Origin of the sequence: Lawsonibacter faecis, assembly GCF_014287675.1 — a bacterium.
In the GTDB taxonomy this organism is placed as follows: Bacteria; Bacillota; Clostridia; order Oscillospirales; family Oscillospiraceae; genus Pseudoflavonifractor; species Pseudoflavonifractor faecis.
The window spans coordinates 288,776-303,085 of record NZ_JACOPQ010000002.1 but is presented as its reverse complement, the minus strand read 5'-3'; the positions used below and the strand labels follow the sequence as shown (position 1 = coordinate 303,085).

General features: G+C 55.5%; 22 protein-coding genes. 19 read left to right on the top strand and 3 right to left on the bottom strand.

All coding sequences use genetic code 11. The features are described from left to right. Positions 1–22: 22 nt before the first annotated feature. Positions 23–991, bottom strand: coding sequence for a BRCT domain-containing protein (locus tag H8S62_RS03680; protein WP_186918507.1), 969 nt, complete (start codon positions 989–991; stop codon positions 23–25). A gap of 218 nt (positions 992–1,209) precedes the next feature. On the opposite strand from H8S62_RS03680, the gene H8S62_RS03675 reads away from it, so the two are divergent. Beyond that, positions 1,210–1,425, top strand: a complete 216-nt coding sequence (locus H8S62_RS03675) for a helix-turn-helix transcriptional regulator (protein WP_186918506.1) — start codon at positions 1,210–1,212, stop codon at positions 1,423–1,425. Positions 1,426–1,649: 224 nt separating this feature from the next. Here the strand turns inward: H8S62_RS03675 and H8S62_RS03670 are convergent, their stop codons facing one another. Next, the gene (locus H8S62_RS03670; RefSeq protein WP_341481013.1) at positions 1,650–1,991 is read right to left on the bottom strand and encodes a helix-turn-helix domain-containing protein; all 342 of its coding nucleotides are present in this window, start codon (positions 1,989–1,991) and stop codon (positions 1,650–1,652) included. 132 nt (positions 1,992–2,123) lie between these two features. Between H8S62_RS03670 and H8S62_RS03665 the strand changes: the two genes are divergently transcribed. After that, the gene (locus H8S62_RS03665) at positions 2,124–2,303 is read left to right on the top strand and encodes a hypothetical protein (protein WP_186918504.1); all 180 of its coding nucleotides are present in this window, start codon (positions 2,124–2,126) and stop codon (positions 2,301–2,303) included. On the opposite strand, the gene H8S62_RS03660 is transcribed toward H8S62_RS03665, so the two are convergent. Continuing rightward, a complete protein-coding gene (locus H8S62_RS03660; protein WP_186918503.1) occupies positions 2,281–2,466 on the bottom strand; it encodes a hypothetical protein in 186 nt (61 codons plus the stop codon). The genes H8S62_RS03665 and H8S62_RS03660 overlap by 23 nt on opposite strands. A gap of 110 nt (positions 2,467–2,576) precedes the next feature. Here H8S62_RS03660 and H8S62_RS03655 point away from each other — a divergent pair, with 110 nt between their 5' ends. The 17 genes from H8S62_RS03655 to H8S62_RS03575 all read left to right on the top strand — a co-directional run bounded on the left by H8S62_RS03655 (position 2,577) and on the right by H8S62_RS03575 (position 14,287). Continuing rightward, positions 2,577–2,795: a helix-turn-helix domain-containing protein gene (locus tag H8S62_RS03655; RefSeq protein ID WP_186918502.1), complete on the top strand. Its 219-nt coding sequence runs from the start codon at positions 2,577–2,579 to the stop codon at positions 2,793–2,795. A gap of 13 nt (positions 2,796–2,808) precedes the next feature. After that, positions 2,809–3,006 (top strand): hypothetical protein, encoded by a 198-nt coding sequence (locus H8S62_RS03650; protein ID WP_186918501.1) that lies wholly within the window; start codon positions 2,809–2,811, stop codon positions 3,004–3,006. Positions 3,007–3,044: 38 nt separating this feature from the next. Next, positions 3,045–3,506, top strand: coding sequence for a helix-turn-helix domain-containing protein (locus H8S62_RS03645; protein WP_186918500.1), 462 nt, complete (start codon positions 3,045–3,047; stop codon positions 3,504–3,506). A 43-nt stretch (positions 3,507–3,549) separates the two neighbouring features. After that, positions 3,550–3,873, top strand: coding sequence for a hypothetical protein (locus H8S62_RS03640; RefSeq protein WP_186918499.1), 324 nt, complete (start codon positions 3,550–3,552; stop codon positions 3,871–3,873). A 172-nt stretch (positions 3,874–4,045) separates the two neighbouring features. Beyond that, positions 4,046–4,879: a hypothetical protein gene (locus H8S62_RS03635; RefSeq protein WP_186918498.1), complete on the top strand. Its 834-nt coding sequence runs from the start codon at positions 4,046–4,048 to the stop codon at positions 4,877–4,879. Continuing rightward, the gene (locus H8S62_RS03630) at positions 4,869–6,233 is read left to right on the top strand and encodes an AAA family ATPase (protein ID WP_186918497.1); all 1,365 of its coding nucleotides are present in this window, start codon (positions 4,869–4,871) and stop codon (positions 6,231–6,233) included. Before H8S62_RS03635 ends, H8S62_RS03630 begins: the two co-directional genes overlap by 11 nt. 153 nt (positions 6,234–6,386) lie before the next feature. Further along, complete coding sequence (locus H8S62_RS03625) at positions 6,387–6,584, top strand: hypothetical protein (RefSeq protein ID WP_186918496.1); 198 nt, start codon at positions 6,387–6,389, stop codon at positions 6,582–6,584. 13 nt (positions 6,585–6,597) lie between these two features. Then, a complete protein-coding gene (locus H8S62_RS03620; protein WP_186918495.1) occupies positions 6,598–7,368 on the top strand; it encodes a ParA family protein in 771 nt (256 codons plus the stop codon). Further along, on the top strand, positions 7,365–8,330 hold the full coding sequence (locus tag H8S62_RS03615; RefSeq protein ID WP_186918494.1) for a DUF3102 domain-containing protein: 966 nt from the start codon (positions 7,365–7,367) through the stop codon (positions 8,328–8,330). The genes H8S62_RS03620 and H8S62_RS03615 overlap by 4 nt, the downstream gene beginning before the upstream one ends. Further along, positions 8,320–8,769, top strand: coding sequence for a hypothetical protein (locus H8S62_RS03610; RefSeq protein WP_186918493.1), 450 nt, complete (start codon positions 8,320–8,322; stop codon positions 8,767–8,769). The genes H8S62_RS03615 and H8S62_RS03610 overlap by 11 nt, the downstream gene beginning before the upstream one ends. Before the next feature lie 12 nt (positions 8,770–8,781). Beyond that, positions 8,782–9,117 (top strand): hypothetical protein, encoded by a 336-nt coding sequence (locus H8S62_RS03605; protein WP_186918492.1) that lies wholly within the window; start codon positions 8,782–8,784, stop codon positions 9,115–9,117. A 13-nt stretch (positions 9,118–9,130) separates the two neighbouring features. Then, positions 9,131–10,948, top strand: coding sequence for a PcfJ domain-containing protein (locus H8S62_RS18470; RefSeq protein WP_186918491.1), 1,818 nt, complete (start codon positions 9,131–9,133; stop codon positions 10,946–10,948). 19 nt (positions 10,949–10,967) lie between these two features. After that, positions 10,968–12,059: a hypothetical protein gene (locus H8S62_RS03595; RefSeq protein WP_186918490.1), complete on the top strand. Its 1,092-nt coding sequence runs from the start codon at positions 10,968–10,970 to the stop codon at positions 12,057–12,059. Between the two features lie 11 nt (positions 12,060–12,070). Beyond that, on the top strand, positions 12,071–12,568 hold the full coding sequence (locus H8S62_RS03590; protein ID WP_186918489.1) for a hypothetical protein: 498 nt from the start codon (positions 12,071–12,073) through the stop codon (positions 12,566–12,568). Positions 12,569–12,815: 247 nt separating this feature from the next. Next, a complete protein-coding gene (locus H8S62_RS03585; protein WP_186918488.1) occupies positions 12,816–13,580 on the top strand; it encodes a rolling circle replication-associated protein in 765 nt (254 codons plus the stop codon). A 49-nt stretch (positions 13,581–13,629) separates the two neighbouring features. Continuing rightward, the gene (locus H8S62_RS18635) at positions 13,630–13,842 is read left to right on the top strand and encodes a cysteine-rich KTR domain-containing protein (protein ID WP_423788654.1); all 213 of its coding nucleotides are present in this window, start codon (positions 13,630–13,632) and stop codon (positions 13,840–13,842) included. 196 nt (positions 13,843–14,038) lie between these two features. Further along, entirely contained in the window at positions 14,039–14,287 is a 249-nt protein-coding gene (locus tag H8S62_RS03575) for an HNH endonuclease (RefSeq protein WP_207723446.1), read from the top strand. Positions 14,288–14,310 lie beyond the last annotated feature (23 nt).

Sequence of the window (14,310 nt, the reverse complement as noted above, 5' to 3'; positions counted from 1 at the left end):
TAGCACTTTTATCTTCAGCTTGTCAGTCCCCTCCCATAAGATTCTCAGCGCCAATCATATCATAAAAAACATTTTCTGATATTGTAGTAATATCGTAACCGTCTATCTGGAGCTTCTCAGCCTTTTTTTGCTTGCTACTCTTGCCACCCTTAATCGCTTTACAGTAATCGTTATTTCCTAGTACTAAGAAATTTGTCTTTTGCGTGACTCCGTCTCCACATATCCCGCCAGCATTGACAACTAGTTGCATTGCGTCCTTTCTGGGCATTTTCTCAAGCGTGCCAGTGAAAGCAAAAACCCGTCCATAGACGGGACTGTCCAGATCAAATTGATCAGTTTGTGCATGTATCCGTTTGGACATAGTCCCGTAGTGCTCCCATAGCGTATCAAGAGAGAGATTATTTGCGGAAATATAGCCTTTCATTGACTCAAAGCAGAGATGCGTATTTACGCAGTCTGAGAGTGCCCTATGCTCAACAGTATCTGAAATATTAAGATTATTAACTAAAGTTTGCAATTTGTGGTTATCCCAATTGGGGAAAATACGGCGGCTAAGACGCAGGGTATCAATAAAGTCATTTTTAAGTGGGGGGAGATCCAACAAGCGAGTAAAATCATATATAAAGTTTACATCAAAATTTGCATTATGTGCGACTAATACAGAAGTTCCAATAAAGCTAAGAAATTGCGGTAATACCACATCGATTCCGGGGGAATTTTCCACCATTTCATTTGTAATACCGGTTAGCTCAGAGATGAATGTGCTTATCTCTTGATTAGGCTTGACCAACGAGTTAAACCGATTAATTTCTTGTCCGTTTGATACTTGTATCGCGGCTATTTCAATAATTTCATCAAAATGTGAATCTAGCCCCGTAGTTTCGATATCAACGACTGTATAGGTATTTAAAAGCTCAATCATGCTCGTTCCTTTGAAAGGCCGATTTGGATTTGCATAATCATTTCCGAAACAAATATAGATGCCCGCCATTATATTTCACCACCTACACAATTTAGTTAAGCCAGACATGACGGAAGAATTACCATACATAGCCCGACCCTGCCGGGCAAAAAATAATCGCTGAAAGTGTTGGAAATCAAGGCAGCTTTAGCGACACTCCGCTAAAGCCGTATTTTTCGACATATTTCGAGTACAATGTATTCAAAAATGCGATTTAATAGAATTGCGGGGAGCAAAATATGGTAAATATGGCAGTTAAGGTAGCGGCGCGGCGAAAGGAGCTGGGCATGACTCAGATGGAGCTGGCCCGGGCCGCCGGAGTCGGGCAGCACACGGTCAGCGACATTGAAACAGGACGGCACATCCCCAAGGTAGACGTTGCAATCCTCATCTGCCGGGCGCTCGACCGCGCCGTGGAAGAGCTATTCGTGGTGGATGGACAAGGGAATGCCAAGCCTATTTAGGCAGTGTCAATAGCTGTAAAGCTAAAATGCTTGCCAAATATGCCCCGCCTATTTTATATAGTTTGCCACTGGAATTAATAGAACGAACGTTCTATAATATAGGGCACACAGACAAAGATAGGGGAGGGGCAATACATATGGATAAAGAAAAAGAGCTGTACAAAGCTATCTGTGAAGAGTGCGGCGTGGAAAACCTAACAGATGAGGAAATAAGGGGTATTGCCTTACTCCTCAAAGAGCGTCTTGGCCAGCTTAGCGATCTTGCGGACATCGGCCTCGGAGAGCTGGGCCACATCGATGCCAATGTCTCGTAGCGCCTGCGCAAGTTTCGCGGCGTGCCCATCATCGGAAACGATGGTGGGCTCTTTTTCTTTTTCGCCCAAAATATCAGAAACACTACATCCGAGATACTCAGCCAACAATCGTATTTTTTCGATTGATGGCTGAGTACCTCGCTTTTTCATATTAGTAATTAAATCTTTGCCTGCGCCACTCTCGCGTGCGGCAACTGTAGGCTTAACGCCCTTGCTATTGCAGAGTTCTTGTATATTTTGAACGACTTTCATAACATCCAAATTGTATCACCACCCAATAAAATCTAATATTTTCGATTTTTCTATTGACAATCGTATAATTACGATTTATGATTATAACCAGAGATAAGGGTGCAGACCCAAAGCGAAAGGAGGTGCAAAATTATGCGATTGCCATACCGTATACCAGAATCGGATGAAGAGACAATTGCGCTTGCCAGTAAAATTGTAGAGCTAATTATTTCCAGCGGGCTTTCCTACAGGCAGGCATCAGCCGCGCTGGAGGAAGCTCAAGAAGTACTGCTCAGCACCACGAAGCCCATCAATCTGGCATTTCCTCAGTAAGTCGGTTAATCAATGAGACGCGAAATAATTCAAACTCTTCATCCAGTGCCCGTTCAACCTGCCCGGCAACTTTTGGGGGAAGCTGCTTTTTAAGAACTTCGCTCACATCATTCTGGTATACGCGAAAAAAGCGCTCCAAATCCGATTGTAATTTTTGCGTCACTTAGAAAGACTCCTTTCAGAGGAACTTAGATTATGCTTATAACCATAGGTAAAGTTATTCTATCACGATGGAACAAGAGAGACAAGCCAAATATGAAAGGAGGTTGTGGAATGCGTATCAAGGAGCTGCGGGAGGCAAGAGGGTTGAACCAGACTCGCGTCGCCGAGGCCATGGGTGTATCGCAAGTGGCAGTGGCAAAATGGGAGGCTGGCCGAGCATTTCCGGCTGGGGAAAGGTTGCCCGCGCTGGCGGACCTGCTCGGTTGTACCATTGATGCCCTCTATGGCCGCAAGCCGCCCCAGGAGCCGCCCAGCGCGGCCGCAAGTTGAAAGGAGAATAAACATGTACCAAGCCGGAACCCCTGAATTGCGCAGAATCATGCGCTGGCTGGACGCAGAATACCCCGACGGCAATCTGCGCTCCGTAGAGCCCATCACCAAAAACGCCGTCCGCATTGTGTACCATAGCGGCGACTGCGCCATCGTCGTATGCCGCCAGGACGGCACCATGGACCTGCGGTCCATCGACGAAGCCTGCTGAGCTCAATATCATCATACCCCACGGAGGAGGTATTTACCATGCCGGAGGAATACCGGAATATCTACAAAACAGCCCGCAAAACGCGGGGTTACACTCAAGAATCCGCAGCGGAGCGGCTGAATATCAGCATTAGCAGCTTGCAGGCGTATGAAACGGGCGCGAGAATCCCATCCAACGATGTGGTGGAGTTGATGGTCATTTGCTACGACAATCAAGCCCTTGCATATCAGCACCTGCGGGAGAGCAGCGCCCTGATGAACCGCGTAGTGCCCAAGCTGGAGCCGCGCAGCGTGTTGGAGATTGCCGTGCGCATCCATAACCGCATCAAAGAACTGGAGAATAAGGGCGGGTTGGACCGTCTCATGGCCATTGCCGAGAATAACGTCATTGACGATGATGAGCGGCCGGAGTTTTACGCCATTGTGGCGGAGGTAAGGGAGATTGTCCGCTCCGGCCTGGAGCTGGACGTTTACTGCGCCAGCGATTTCATGCCGGTATAGGACAATCCGGCCCGCGAATAGCTTTCGGAAGGGGGTGAGCGTCTTGGCGACAAAGACCATGTTCGGGGTCCAGGTCACGGACCTGGGGAACGTAATAGAGACCGTGGAGGAGCACATGGAGACGGTGAGGGGCAAACCCTTCCGGGCGAAGCTCTACCGCAGAAACGGCCTTGCACAGTACATAGAGCGCGACGGCAGCGTGACCCTGGCGGACTCAGCCTGCTTTTACGACTGCGGAAGCGACGGCGTGAGCCGGAGCTATATCAGTCACCGGGACGAGCTGCCCACGGAGGAAGAAAAGGCGGCGGGCCGAAAGCTGATCCAGGAAGCCGCCACCAGGGCGATGGTAGCGGCGGGCATCTGGTAGGGGAGGAGTACCATGCACAGACGTAAAAAGAGGCCCCCGGCGGACACCGGCGGCCTGGACAAAAAAGGGACGAGCCCCCGTACCCTCGGACCAGGGCACAGAAGCTCGTCACATAATGAAAACCACGATTATGATAGCACATACGGACGGATTTTGCAAGGGGGTGGCGTGGGTGAACGAGTACCAATTCAAGCCTGAGATCGCGATACTGTACGGCGTGAATGAGGCCATCTTTCTGCATTCACTTTCCTTCTGGCTGGCAAAAAACCGGTCCAACAGCATCAACTTCCACGATGGCCGCTACTGGTCCTACGATACCTACAAGGCCATAGCGGAGCGGTTCCCATTTTGGACGGTCCGGCAGGTGGAGCGCATTATCTCCAACTGCAAGGAGCAGGGGGCCATCCTGGTCGGAAATTACAACGAGGATAAGACCGACCGTACAAAATGGTACACCTTGGCGGGAGAGGCGGAAGACATCTACTTTCCCAAAACGGTGGAATGCATTCCACCAAACGGTGAAATGCCTGTGCCGCAAGGGATTGAGGCGGACACGGTGAGAGATAAACCCATTCCACCAAACGGTGAAATGCAATTCACCGAAGCGGGGGACCCATTTCACCAAACGGTGGATTGTATTAAAGGAACAGTTACTAACCAGTTATCTAATACCCCCCATAAGCCCCCCAAGGGGGGCCAGCGGAAGGGGAGTGGATTGAGTGACAAGGCCCGCGCCATGCTTAACGAGTACGTGGCGGGGGACCGAGAGTTGACGGAGGCTATGGTGGCCCTCATGGAGATACGGGAGCTAAGCCCAAAGGCCAAGAACACGGACCGGGCGGTCAAGATGCTCCTTGCTGAGCTGGACGAGCTGTCCGGCGGCGATAGGGAGGCCAAACTCAAGATTATCAAACAGTCTGTCCTTAATGGCTGGGCAGGCGTGTTCCCGCTCAAGGGCGGGACAGCCGCCCCGTTAAAGCGAAAGGAAGTGCGCCATGTCGAATAGTCTTCCCAGTGCCAGCGAATGGCTGGCCTATGAGCCGTTTTACCTGGACCCGAGCCTGCCGACCGGATTCTGGCTGTGCAGTACCCCGGAGGACGCGCTGGCCGTTAAGGTCAACGCCGGGTGCCTGCGGACGACAGCCACCTGGGAGGACCTGCCCCGGTGCGAAAAATTTTTGGCGTCGTTTCCGTATGTGCTGATTGTCTGCCCTGACCGCAAGCTGAGAACGAAAATGGCGGCAGAGGCCCGAGAGCGGCTTCCGGGGCTGGTCCTGCTGGTGGCGAACGACTCTGGTTTTCGCAAGTGCGCGACACTCCAGGAGCTGCGGGACCAATACGGGCTGAAATCTCTGGATCACCTCCTGCTGGATACCACAGAGCTTCCCGGCTTTGGCCTCCTCGACCTCGCGGATGTAGTCCCGCCGGATATATCAAAAATGCCGAAGGTGCGTACCGGCATCGCCAAGTTGGACAACATTATCGGCGGGTATTACTTGGGGGAGCTGTCCATCTGGACCGGCAAGCGGGGAGAGGGCAAAAGTACCTTTTTAGATCAGATGCTGCTGGAGAGCATTGACCAAGCTGTGCCTGTTTGTGCGTACTCAGGGGAGTTGCAGGCGTGGAAGTTTAAGTATTGGGCTACGCTCCAGGCCGCCGGGCCCAAAAATATCACGCAGAGCACGGACCCGCAGAGCGGCAAAGTGATTCCGGGTGTCAATCCTTTTGTACAAAGACGGATTGATGAGTGGTGGCGTGGGCGGTTCTTGCTCTACGATATCGGCAAGAGCGCTCGGCATGATATCGCCCGCATCCTAAAAGCGTTTGATTACGCCCGCAAGCGCTACGGCGCGAAGGTTTTTCTGGTAGATAACTTGATGACAGCACGGTATAAGGGCGTTAAGGATTCCGACTACTACCGCGCACAGTCAAACTTTGTCGGAGAGCTGGCGTCGTTTGCAAAGGGTTATGATGTCCATGTGCATCTGGTGGCCCATCCGCGCAAAACGGACAAGCCCCTTGACAACGACGCTGTGAGCGGGATAGGCGACATCACCAACATGGCGGACAACGTATTTTCCATGGAGCGGACCGACCAGGGCGGCAACGGCGGAGACAGCGAGTATGAGGGCACGAAGTCGGGAACGGTGCTGACCATCCTCAAAAACCGCTTTTTCGGTGAGACACAGCGCAGTATAGGGCTTGACTTTGATAAAAAGTCAAAGCGGTTTTATAAATCGGGCGGGGGAACTCCCCACAAGGCGTATGGGTGGGAATTTGACGGCGAAGAGCAGCCGTCTTTCCTGGATGACGGAGCGCCGGTGGAGGACCCTTTCGACGACAGCAAGAAAGGAGCCTGACATGGACAAGCCCAGGCGGATACGGCTGATTGAGGCGGAGGCCCGGCGGCATCGCAGCATGGCCGCCCTTGACGCCGAGCGCCGCCTGGAGCATTTGGAGGTGGCAAAGGCCCTGGAGTGGGCCGTGGGCCGCCTCGGCGGAAAGGAGCACGTATGCAGGTCGGAGATAAAATCACCTTCATTCCCTCGGCCTTTGAGGTAGAGAAGAGCGGCAAGCCGCCCGACAGGTGGCAAAAACCCCGGCAGGTAGTTGGGCGCGTTATATTCATCCATCCCCAGCGGCGGTATTTTACCGTCGAGGCGGAGGTCAACGGACGGACCATCCGCGAGTCACTGTACTTCAAAAAGTAAAGGAGCTTACATAATGAAAACCATTGCTATCCTCAATTTAAAGGGCGGCGTAGCCAAAACCACCACCGCCATCAACATGGCCGCCATCATGGCCACCGAGCACGACAAGCGGGTGCTCCTCGTAGACGCGGACAGCCAGGGGGACGCGACCAAGACCCTGCTGCCGCCGGGAGAGTACAACACGCTGGCGGACCTCCTGCTGGACCCCATGCAGTATGTCCACGACCTGATCTATCGCTCCTCCGTCCGTGGGCTGGATGTGCTGCCCTCTGATTTTGCCCTTGCCACGGTTGGTATGCCCAACGTCAACAAGGGGCGGTATTCCCAGCGGGCGCTTTTGGACCTGCGGGATGAGTTGAGCGGGGAATACGTCTATGATTACATCATCATCGACTGCCCCAGCTCGTTTATCCACCCGGGGGCCCAGGCGGCGGTCCTGGCTGCCGATGAGATAATCGTGCCCGTCAAGGCGGATGCCTACAGCATTTCCGGCGCGGCTGAGCTGGCGGCCCAAGTGGATTGTCTGCGGTCGGTCAATCCGGGTCTGCGGGTAGCCGGGTGTGTGCTGACCATGTACTACCGCGACGAGTACGTGGACCGCAAGATAGCCGAGTTTACCGAGAGTGCCCCGGTGCACATCTACAGCGCCCGCATCCGCCGCAGCGCCAAGGCCGACGGCGGCACGGAATCCGCAGGGGGTATCATGCCCTACTCTCCCCGCAGCGCCATTGCACGGGATACCAGGGCGTTTGTGGCCGAGTATCTGGGAGGTGAGGGCAAATGAGTACCCCTATCAATATTGCCGCCGCTATGGCGGGTGCGCATGTACAGCCCCGGGAGAGGACCATTGAGGTTATCACCGAGGAGATAATCGCCCAAAAGGACAGGGTGGGGGCCGGTATCCTGGAGATCGGCCGTGGTCTCATCGAGGCCAAGGAAAAGCTGAGTCATGGCGAGTGGCTGCCCTGGCTCAATAACCGGGTTGAAATATCCGAGCGCATGGCGCAGAACTTTATGCGTCTTGCCCGGGAGTACCCAAATCCGCAACCGGTTGCGGATTTGGGGGCCCGAAAGGCCCTGGCGCTGCTGGAGCTGCCCGCCTCTGAGCGGGAGGCGTTCATGGCTGGGGAGCATGTAGTCAACGGCGAGGTGAAGCAGTCCTCCGAGCTGACCGCCAGGGAGCTGGAGCAGGCCATCAGGGACCGCAAAGCGGCCCTTGAGGCCAAGGAGCGGGCGGAGGCCGCCGCCAAGGCCGCCGAGGACGCCCGGGCTAAGATGGAGCAGGAGATGGCGCTGGCAAAGGCGCGTCTGGACGCCGCCGCGCTGGATGAGGCCAGAGCCGAGGGTGCGGCTGCCGCACGAAAAGAGGCGGAGGACGCGCTCCAGGCCAAGCTGGACAAGGCCACAACCGCCGAGAAGGAGGCCCGGGAAAAGCTGCGGGAGCTGCGGGAGGCCGCCAAGCAGACGGAAAAGACCCTGGCGGAGCAGAACCGGGCGCTGTCCGAAAAGGTGGACGGACTTGAGAAAAAGCTCCGCGTGGCCGGTGGCAAGGAGCTGGCAACCTTCTCCGTCTACTTTGAGGCAGTGCAGGAGGATTACAACCGCTGCCTGGGGTGTCTCCAGATGCTGTCGAAAAATGGAGACGGCAATAACCATGATAAGCTGCTGACCGCGCTCGAAACGATGCTGGCATCGCTGAGAGACAGGCTCCCGGCGAAAAAGGAGGCCCAGAAAAATGCTGATTGAAGCGCCCTGCCTCCTGGGGGAGCAGTTTGAGCACAATAAGAGATGGGGCGACCGAGGCCCGCTGTACCTCGTTGGGCTGGACTTGTTTGCATGGAGTTGTGGTTTAGACGGCGTGACGCTATTAGGCAACCGGTCCCGGTATGCGGCTTACCACACAGATTTCTTTGACCGGGGTGATGTGCTGGAGACCCCTATCTCTTTTGAGGTCCCTGACCGCTGTATTTGTAACGGTGCGGGGGTCCCGCTGAGGGAACTGGGCCTGGAGTCAGATAAAATCGGGTGGCTGCGAAGCCTCCGCATGTACGAGGATGGGACATGGCGATACGGTGTAATCTGCGGACGAGATAAAGAAAGCCGCGAAGTAAGGACCGAAGCGCTGGACAGACTGTTTTCGCCCGTCCTTCCCGCTGTCAGGATGACAGTGACCGATTTTATGTAAGGGGGCCTAAAAATGATTTCGGAAGCGATAGAAAAAATCAGGGCTCAACAGCCGAAGGAGCGGACGGCGGTATGGATGGTGGGGGAGCAGTTGAAGGACATGGTGCGCGACGAGCCCCACCTGGCTGAGCTGGTGGCCCGGGATTTGGAGATTGAGGCTATGTCGTTGAGCGAATGCGAGAAGAAAATCAAGGCATACGCCGACAAGCACAAAACCGGCTCTTTCTCCTGCGTCCTGCCAGCGGAGGCAGAGAAGATTATCCGGGAGTTCTACGGCCTGTCCAAGGCCGTAGAAGCGCCCGCGCCCGGAGAAGCGCCGAAAATCATTAGTCTGTCGGATTTCCTATGAGGGGGCGGACGTTGTGAAGGACTATCGGAAATTGGTGTCACGAAAGCCGCCCGAGGGGCTGCTGGGCTTTGCCCTTGCCCGGGGAGAGCTGGACACGGCGGGGCTGGTCTATGAAATTGCGTGGGTACAGGACGGCGGCATAGAGGCCATGTTTGAGAACCCTGGGCGCAAAATGAAGGCGGTCCGTTGTACCTGTTCGGAGTGCGGACAGAGCATGATTATGCCATACGCACCGCCGAACCACACATGGACTCCTAAAAAGGATGTGTATGGGTTTTACGTCGATGTCTGCCAGGGAATGGAGCCAGTGACCAACGGGGACAGCACCCTTTGCCCGATTTGCGGCAGCCCGGTTTCCGTGCGGTGTGCAGCGCGGATAGGGCGCGGGGAGTTCACGGCGGACGAGGCCAGGGTTATGTCCGCGTCTCTACTGCCTGGAGAGCCGGGGGAGCGTCCTCTTGTACTTACGGGGTGGGAAATCCGCAGGCTGGTAAACCGCTGCGGATATGAGCGGTATGACATCAGGCCGCTGGAAGCCTATGTCTTTGAGAAGGATTCCGCCTGTAAGCTCAGCGGGTGGGTAAAATCATATTCCGGGACCGCCGGATATTTTATGTCTGTGGGTCGGGAATGGCGGCAGCCCCGCGACTGGAGCGAGACCTGGGGGCAGGTGCAATCCGTCTTTGGGCTGACGCCGGAGCTGATGGCGGATAGCTGCCTGTACAACAGCAAATTGGACGTTTACATGGCGGAAGGACGTGCGGGCTGGATGAAGAGCCCGGTGGAATATCTGCGGCTCTATCAGAATCACCCTCAAGTGGAAAATCTGGTGGTGCAGGGGTGCGGGTATCTGCTTGACCGCCTGTTTGATGAAACGATGCAGCGCTCCACCTGGGAGAACAACCCGGGCGGCGTGATGGAGCTGCCGGAGCTTCACTTTGAGGAGAAGCGCCCGGCGCAACTGTTGGGGCTGACGGCGGAGGAGTTCCGTGTGATGCGGAAACAGCACTGGGATCTGTACCACTGGCGGGTCTACGTCAAGGCCAAGGCCGCCGGGGACAGGTTGCGCCTGCCGGAGGATATCACGCTGCTGCACGAGTACGGCGGGGAGGATATTGAGCGGGTGATTGGCCGGGCCCCGGTAGGGAAGACACTGCGGTATCTCCTGAAGGCAATCCGGGAGTGGGGCGCGGCAAACGACCCGTACAATGAGTACGTGGACTACATGCCCGAAGACGACAGGCTGAACGCGGCATTTCTGGTGGATTACTGGAACATGGCGGAGGCGGCGGGATGGGACCTGAGCAACCCGGAGGTCCGCTGGCCCAACAACCTGATCGCCGCCCACGAACGGGCCATGACTGTGGAAAAGGTTGTGAGGACAAAAGCGCTGGCACGTAAATTCAGGGAGCGGGCCAAAGCACTGGCGAGATATACCTATGTCAGCGGCCCCCTGATGATATCCCCGGCGACCAACCAGAATAGTTTAACCCGGGAGGGTGCCCTGCTGAGGCATTGCGTGGCGGGATATGGGGAGGATGTAGCCCTGGGGAAGACGTCAATATTTTTTATCCGCCACACCTGGGCACCCAAAAAGCCTTACTACACGCTGGAATTTGACGAGCAGAAGGAGCGTGTCAGGCAGAATCAAGGTTACAGGCACGCCGCCAGGACGCCGGAGGTGGAGGCGTTTGAAAAGGAATGGCTGGCGTGGGTTAAAAAGGGGTGTAAGCGGAAAAAGGACGGTACGCCCGTGGGCGCGAAACCGCCGGTGAAGGTTGATCCGAGCAAAAAGGAATTGGCGCAGAGCTTCAGGCAAGACTGCGCGTAGCCGGAGGAGGGGGAGCAAAATGTATGAAGAGCTGATTCAGAGGGCAAAGGCCCTTGACGAAAAGGCAACCCCGGGACCGTGGATGTGGGACATGAGGACTGCACACCACACATGCCAATTGGTGACGGCCCACAGCGGACAGTATTACGTCATGCAGTTTTCCCGCTGGGGGATGCAAGACGCTTGCCCGGAGTTCCAGCGGTTTAAGCGGTATTCCGGCCCGGTGACTGAGCGCGGCGGGCTGGGCATGGTTCGGGCGGACAAAATGGCAAAGTCCTACCCAGGTAAGGAACACCACAAAGGATTTGATGATTACATAGACCACCCGGACGCGGTGTTTATCGCTGCGTCGCGGGCACTGGTGACGGAGCTAATTGAGGCCGTGACCGCCCTCCAGTCCGAGAACGGGTCGAAGGACAAGGAGATTGAGCGGCTGAAAAAGACGGTTTCTGCATTGGTAAGCGACCGTGCCAGAGCGTGGGCGGAACGGGACGCGGCGGTGGAGGACATCCGCTTCGCTGTGGTGCGCGACGATTGGTGCGTATTGTGTGCCCACTACTGTATTGACGGAAAGCCAGCATACAGGCCGGGTGAGGGCTATTTGGAGTTCTGCATGGACTGTGGCAATGGTTGCAGACACTTTGAGTGGCGCGGCGCGCAGGGGGGCGTGAACATGGGAGTAACGATTGAATGCAAAAAGACGGGCCGAAGTATTGACCTTGGATGCGGCGGGTTTAATAATTTGCGAAATAAAGTAGCTGAGTTAGTCGGAAATCCGTTTGCAGAACACTATTTACTCCTATCGGAACCAAGCGTGATGTTTATGATGGGCGAAGCTAGAAAGGCGTATTTTGAAAAATATGACCAGGAAACGGAAAAACTTGTCACAGAGAAAAAAGTACATATCAAGATTGCCGACTTCCTGTACCAATGCGACTGCGGCGGGAAAATCCGATACGGTGCCTGTAAGGAAATTTTGAAGGTAATTGGAGACTATGACGACAACATTTTGTACGGCTATTGTGGCCGCGCTGATTGTGCAAAGTTCTCTGATTTTAAGGCAATCCTGAAAGACTGTGTAGCAAATAAATCTGACATGGTGTGGAGTTAGGAGTGGTGAGCATGGAGCGATACACCTATATGGACGGCGGCAAATGGCGTCTGCGCGCCGGTGATACCGAGTATAGCGGGCCATGGGTTGACCGCCTCGCCGCCTACGAGGACACGGGGCTGGAGCCGGATGGAATAGACGAAGCGCTGAATGAGGCACACGATTTAGGCTATCAAGCGTGTCTGAATTATAAGGGAAGTACATGGTCAGAGGCCGCCGAGCTGCAAGCCTACCGCGCCCTCGGCACCGTCGAGGAGCTGACCGCGCTGGTCAAGGACTGGGACGAGGGACGGGTGCATATCGACCCGCCGCCCGCAAAAGAGGGCGACCCCCAACCGGATTGCTTTGAGGACTATGGGGGAAGCCTCTGGTGCCTTGGATATCAGCGGTCAGAAAATGTCGATGAGCCGTGTGACCGATGTAAGCGGTGTTGGTATTGCAAGAACGGAGATTATGCCGATGCCAGCCCCGAGGCAGAGGCGGCGCTGGGAGGTGGCGGGGATGGCTGAATGCATCTGGAAAGGACCATACGGGAAATGCCTTGCGCACGTCCATATGGAAGGTCTCTTTCTTGTAACAGAATACTGTGTTGAGGGGCCGTGCCCCGATGAAGAATTTCCGCCAGAGGCGTCGCAGCGTGAGGAGGGGCAGGACCATAAACACCCGCTTGATAGCAAAGAAAACTAAAAAAGGGCGGCGGGGCTACGGCCCCGCCTTTGCCCGTCTGGGAGGTAGAGGGAAACGAAGCGAAAAAAAGTGATAACAGCGGGGCGTCTGGTCATTGGCGTGTCGTACACGGTGGCCGCTCTCCAGGACAGCCCCAAGGCCCGGGCGGATAAGACGCAGATGTCCAGCGCGGCCCAAGAGCTCATCAATCTGCGGTATAGCTGGCAAAAATGCGAGGTGCTGTTGGCAGCTAACTTTACCGGCAAGGACCTGTTTGTTACGCTGACCTATGACGAAGCCAACCTGCCACCGACCAGGGCAGCGGCAGTTGAGCGGATGAAAAAGTTTATCGCCAAGCTGCGGTCCGCCCGGAAGCTGCGAGGAGAGCCAACGAAATACATCTATGTAACGGAGCAGCTATCGTCGGAGGGCGGCCGCCTCCACCACCATATGGTGCTCAACGGGACCGGGGACGATTACGACACGATCCGCAGCTTGTGGGAGTGGGGCGAGGTGGAAATAAAGCCGCTGGAGGTTGGCGGCAATGACGACGGGTATGAGGTAGTCGCCAAATACCTGACAAAAGAGCCCCGGGAGTGCGGTAAGGCAGATGTAGGGGCCAGGACCTGGACCCCATCGCTGGGCCTCATCCGTCCCAAGCCGGAGGTCAGTAATATGGCCGATAACGAGACTATCACAGCACCGCCCGGAGCCTATATCCTTTGCGCCCCTGCACCGAGCCGAAACGAGTTCGGGGAGTTCGTTTACATTAAATACCTATTACCATTGATAAAGGAGGAGCAGTCACTAAGACGACCGCAGCGGCGGAAAAAGAAAAAGCGAGTTCAGCCTTAATCGGTCTTGAAACACAGATTATCATCTCTGAAAAGCTATAGAAAGGCGGTTGAAAGGGTTGCAACAGGGCATTAATAGTAGTAGAATAGTCACAGAGGACGGACGAGTAATCTGTCCCAGGTGCGGACGGCCTACCCAGCAGAGGGTGCGGCCCGACACCACGGCCCGCAACTGGCCGGTTTGGTGCAAGCACTGCAAGCAAGAATCCATCGTGAATATCGACGAGAGCCTGAGCCAGTGTCGTACAACGACGAGCGCCTGAGCCACTACACCCACCGGGAAACCGGGGATGTGTTGGCTCAGGCGCTTTTTGTTTTGCCCGGAGGTGATAGCCCGTGGCCCTAAAGCCCCTGCGGCCATGCCGCAAACCCGGATGTCCAAACCTCACACGGGATGGCTGGTGCCCAGAACACAGGCCGAAAAAAGCTGCCAGGACCGAAAGCGCGGAGTGGCGCTGGATGTATCGGACCAAGGTCTGGCTGGAAGAACTGCGGCCCGGCCAGTTACTGCGGGAGCCATTCTGCCGCGAGTGCGCAGCATTGGGGCTGCGGGTGCGGGCTACGGTCGTTGACCACGTAACGCCGCATCGGGGAGATTGGGCGCTCTTTGTGGACAAGTCTAATCTCCAGAGTTTGTGTGAGCGGCATCATAACCGCAAGACGGCCACCGAAATGGCCGAAAGAAAACAAAAACAGCGAAAAAACTAGTGGGCCGCAGATAGCAAATTGCC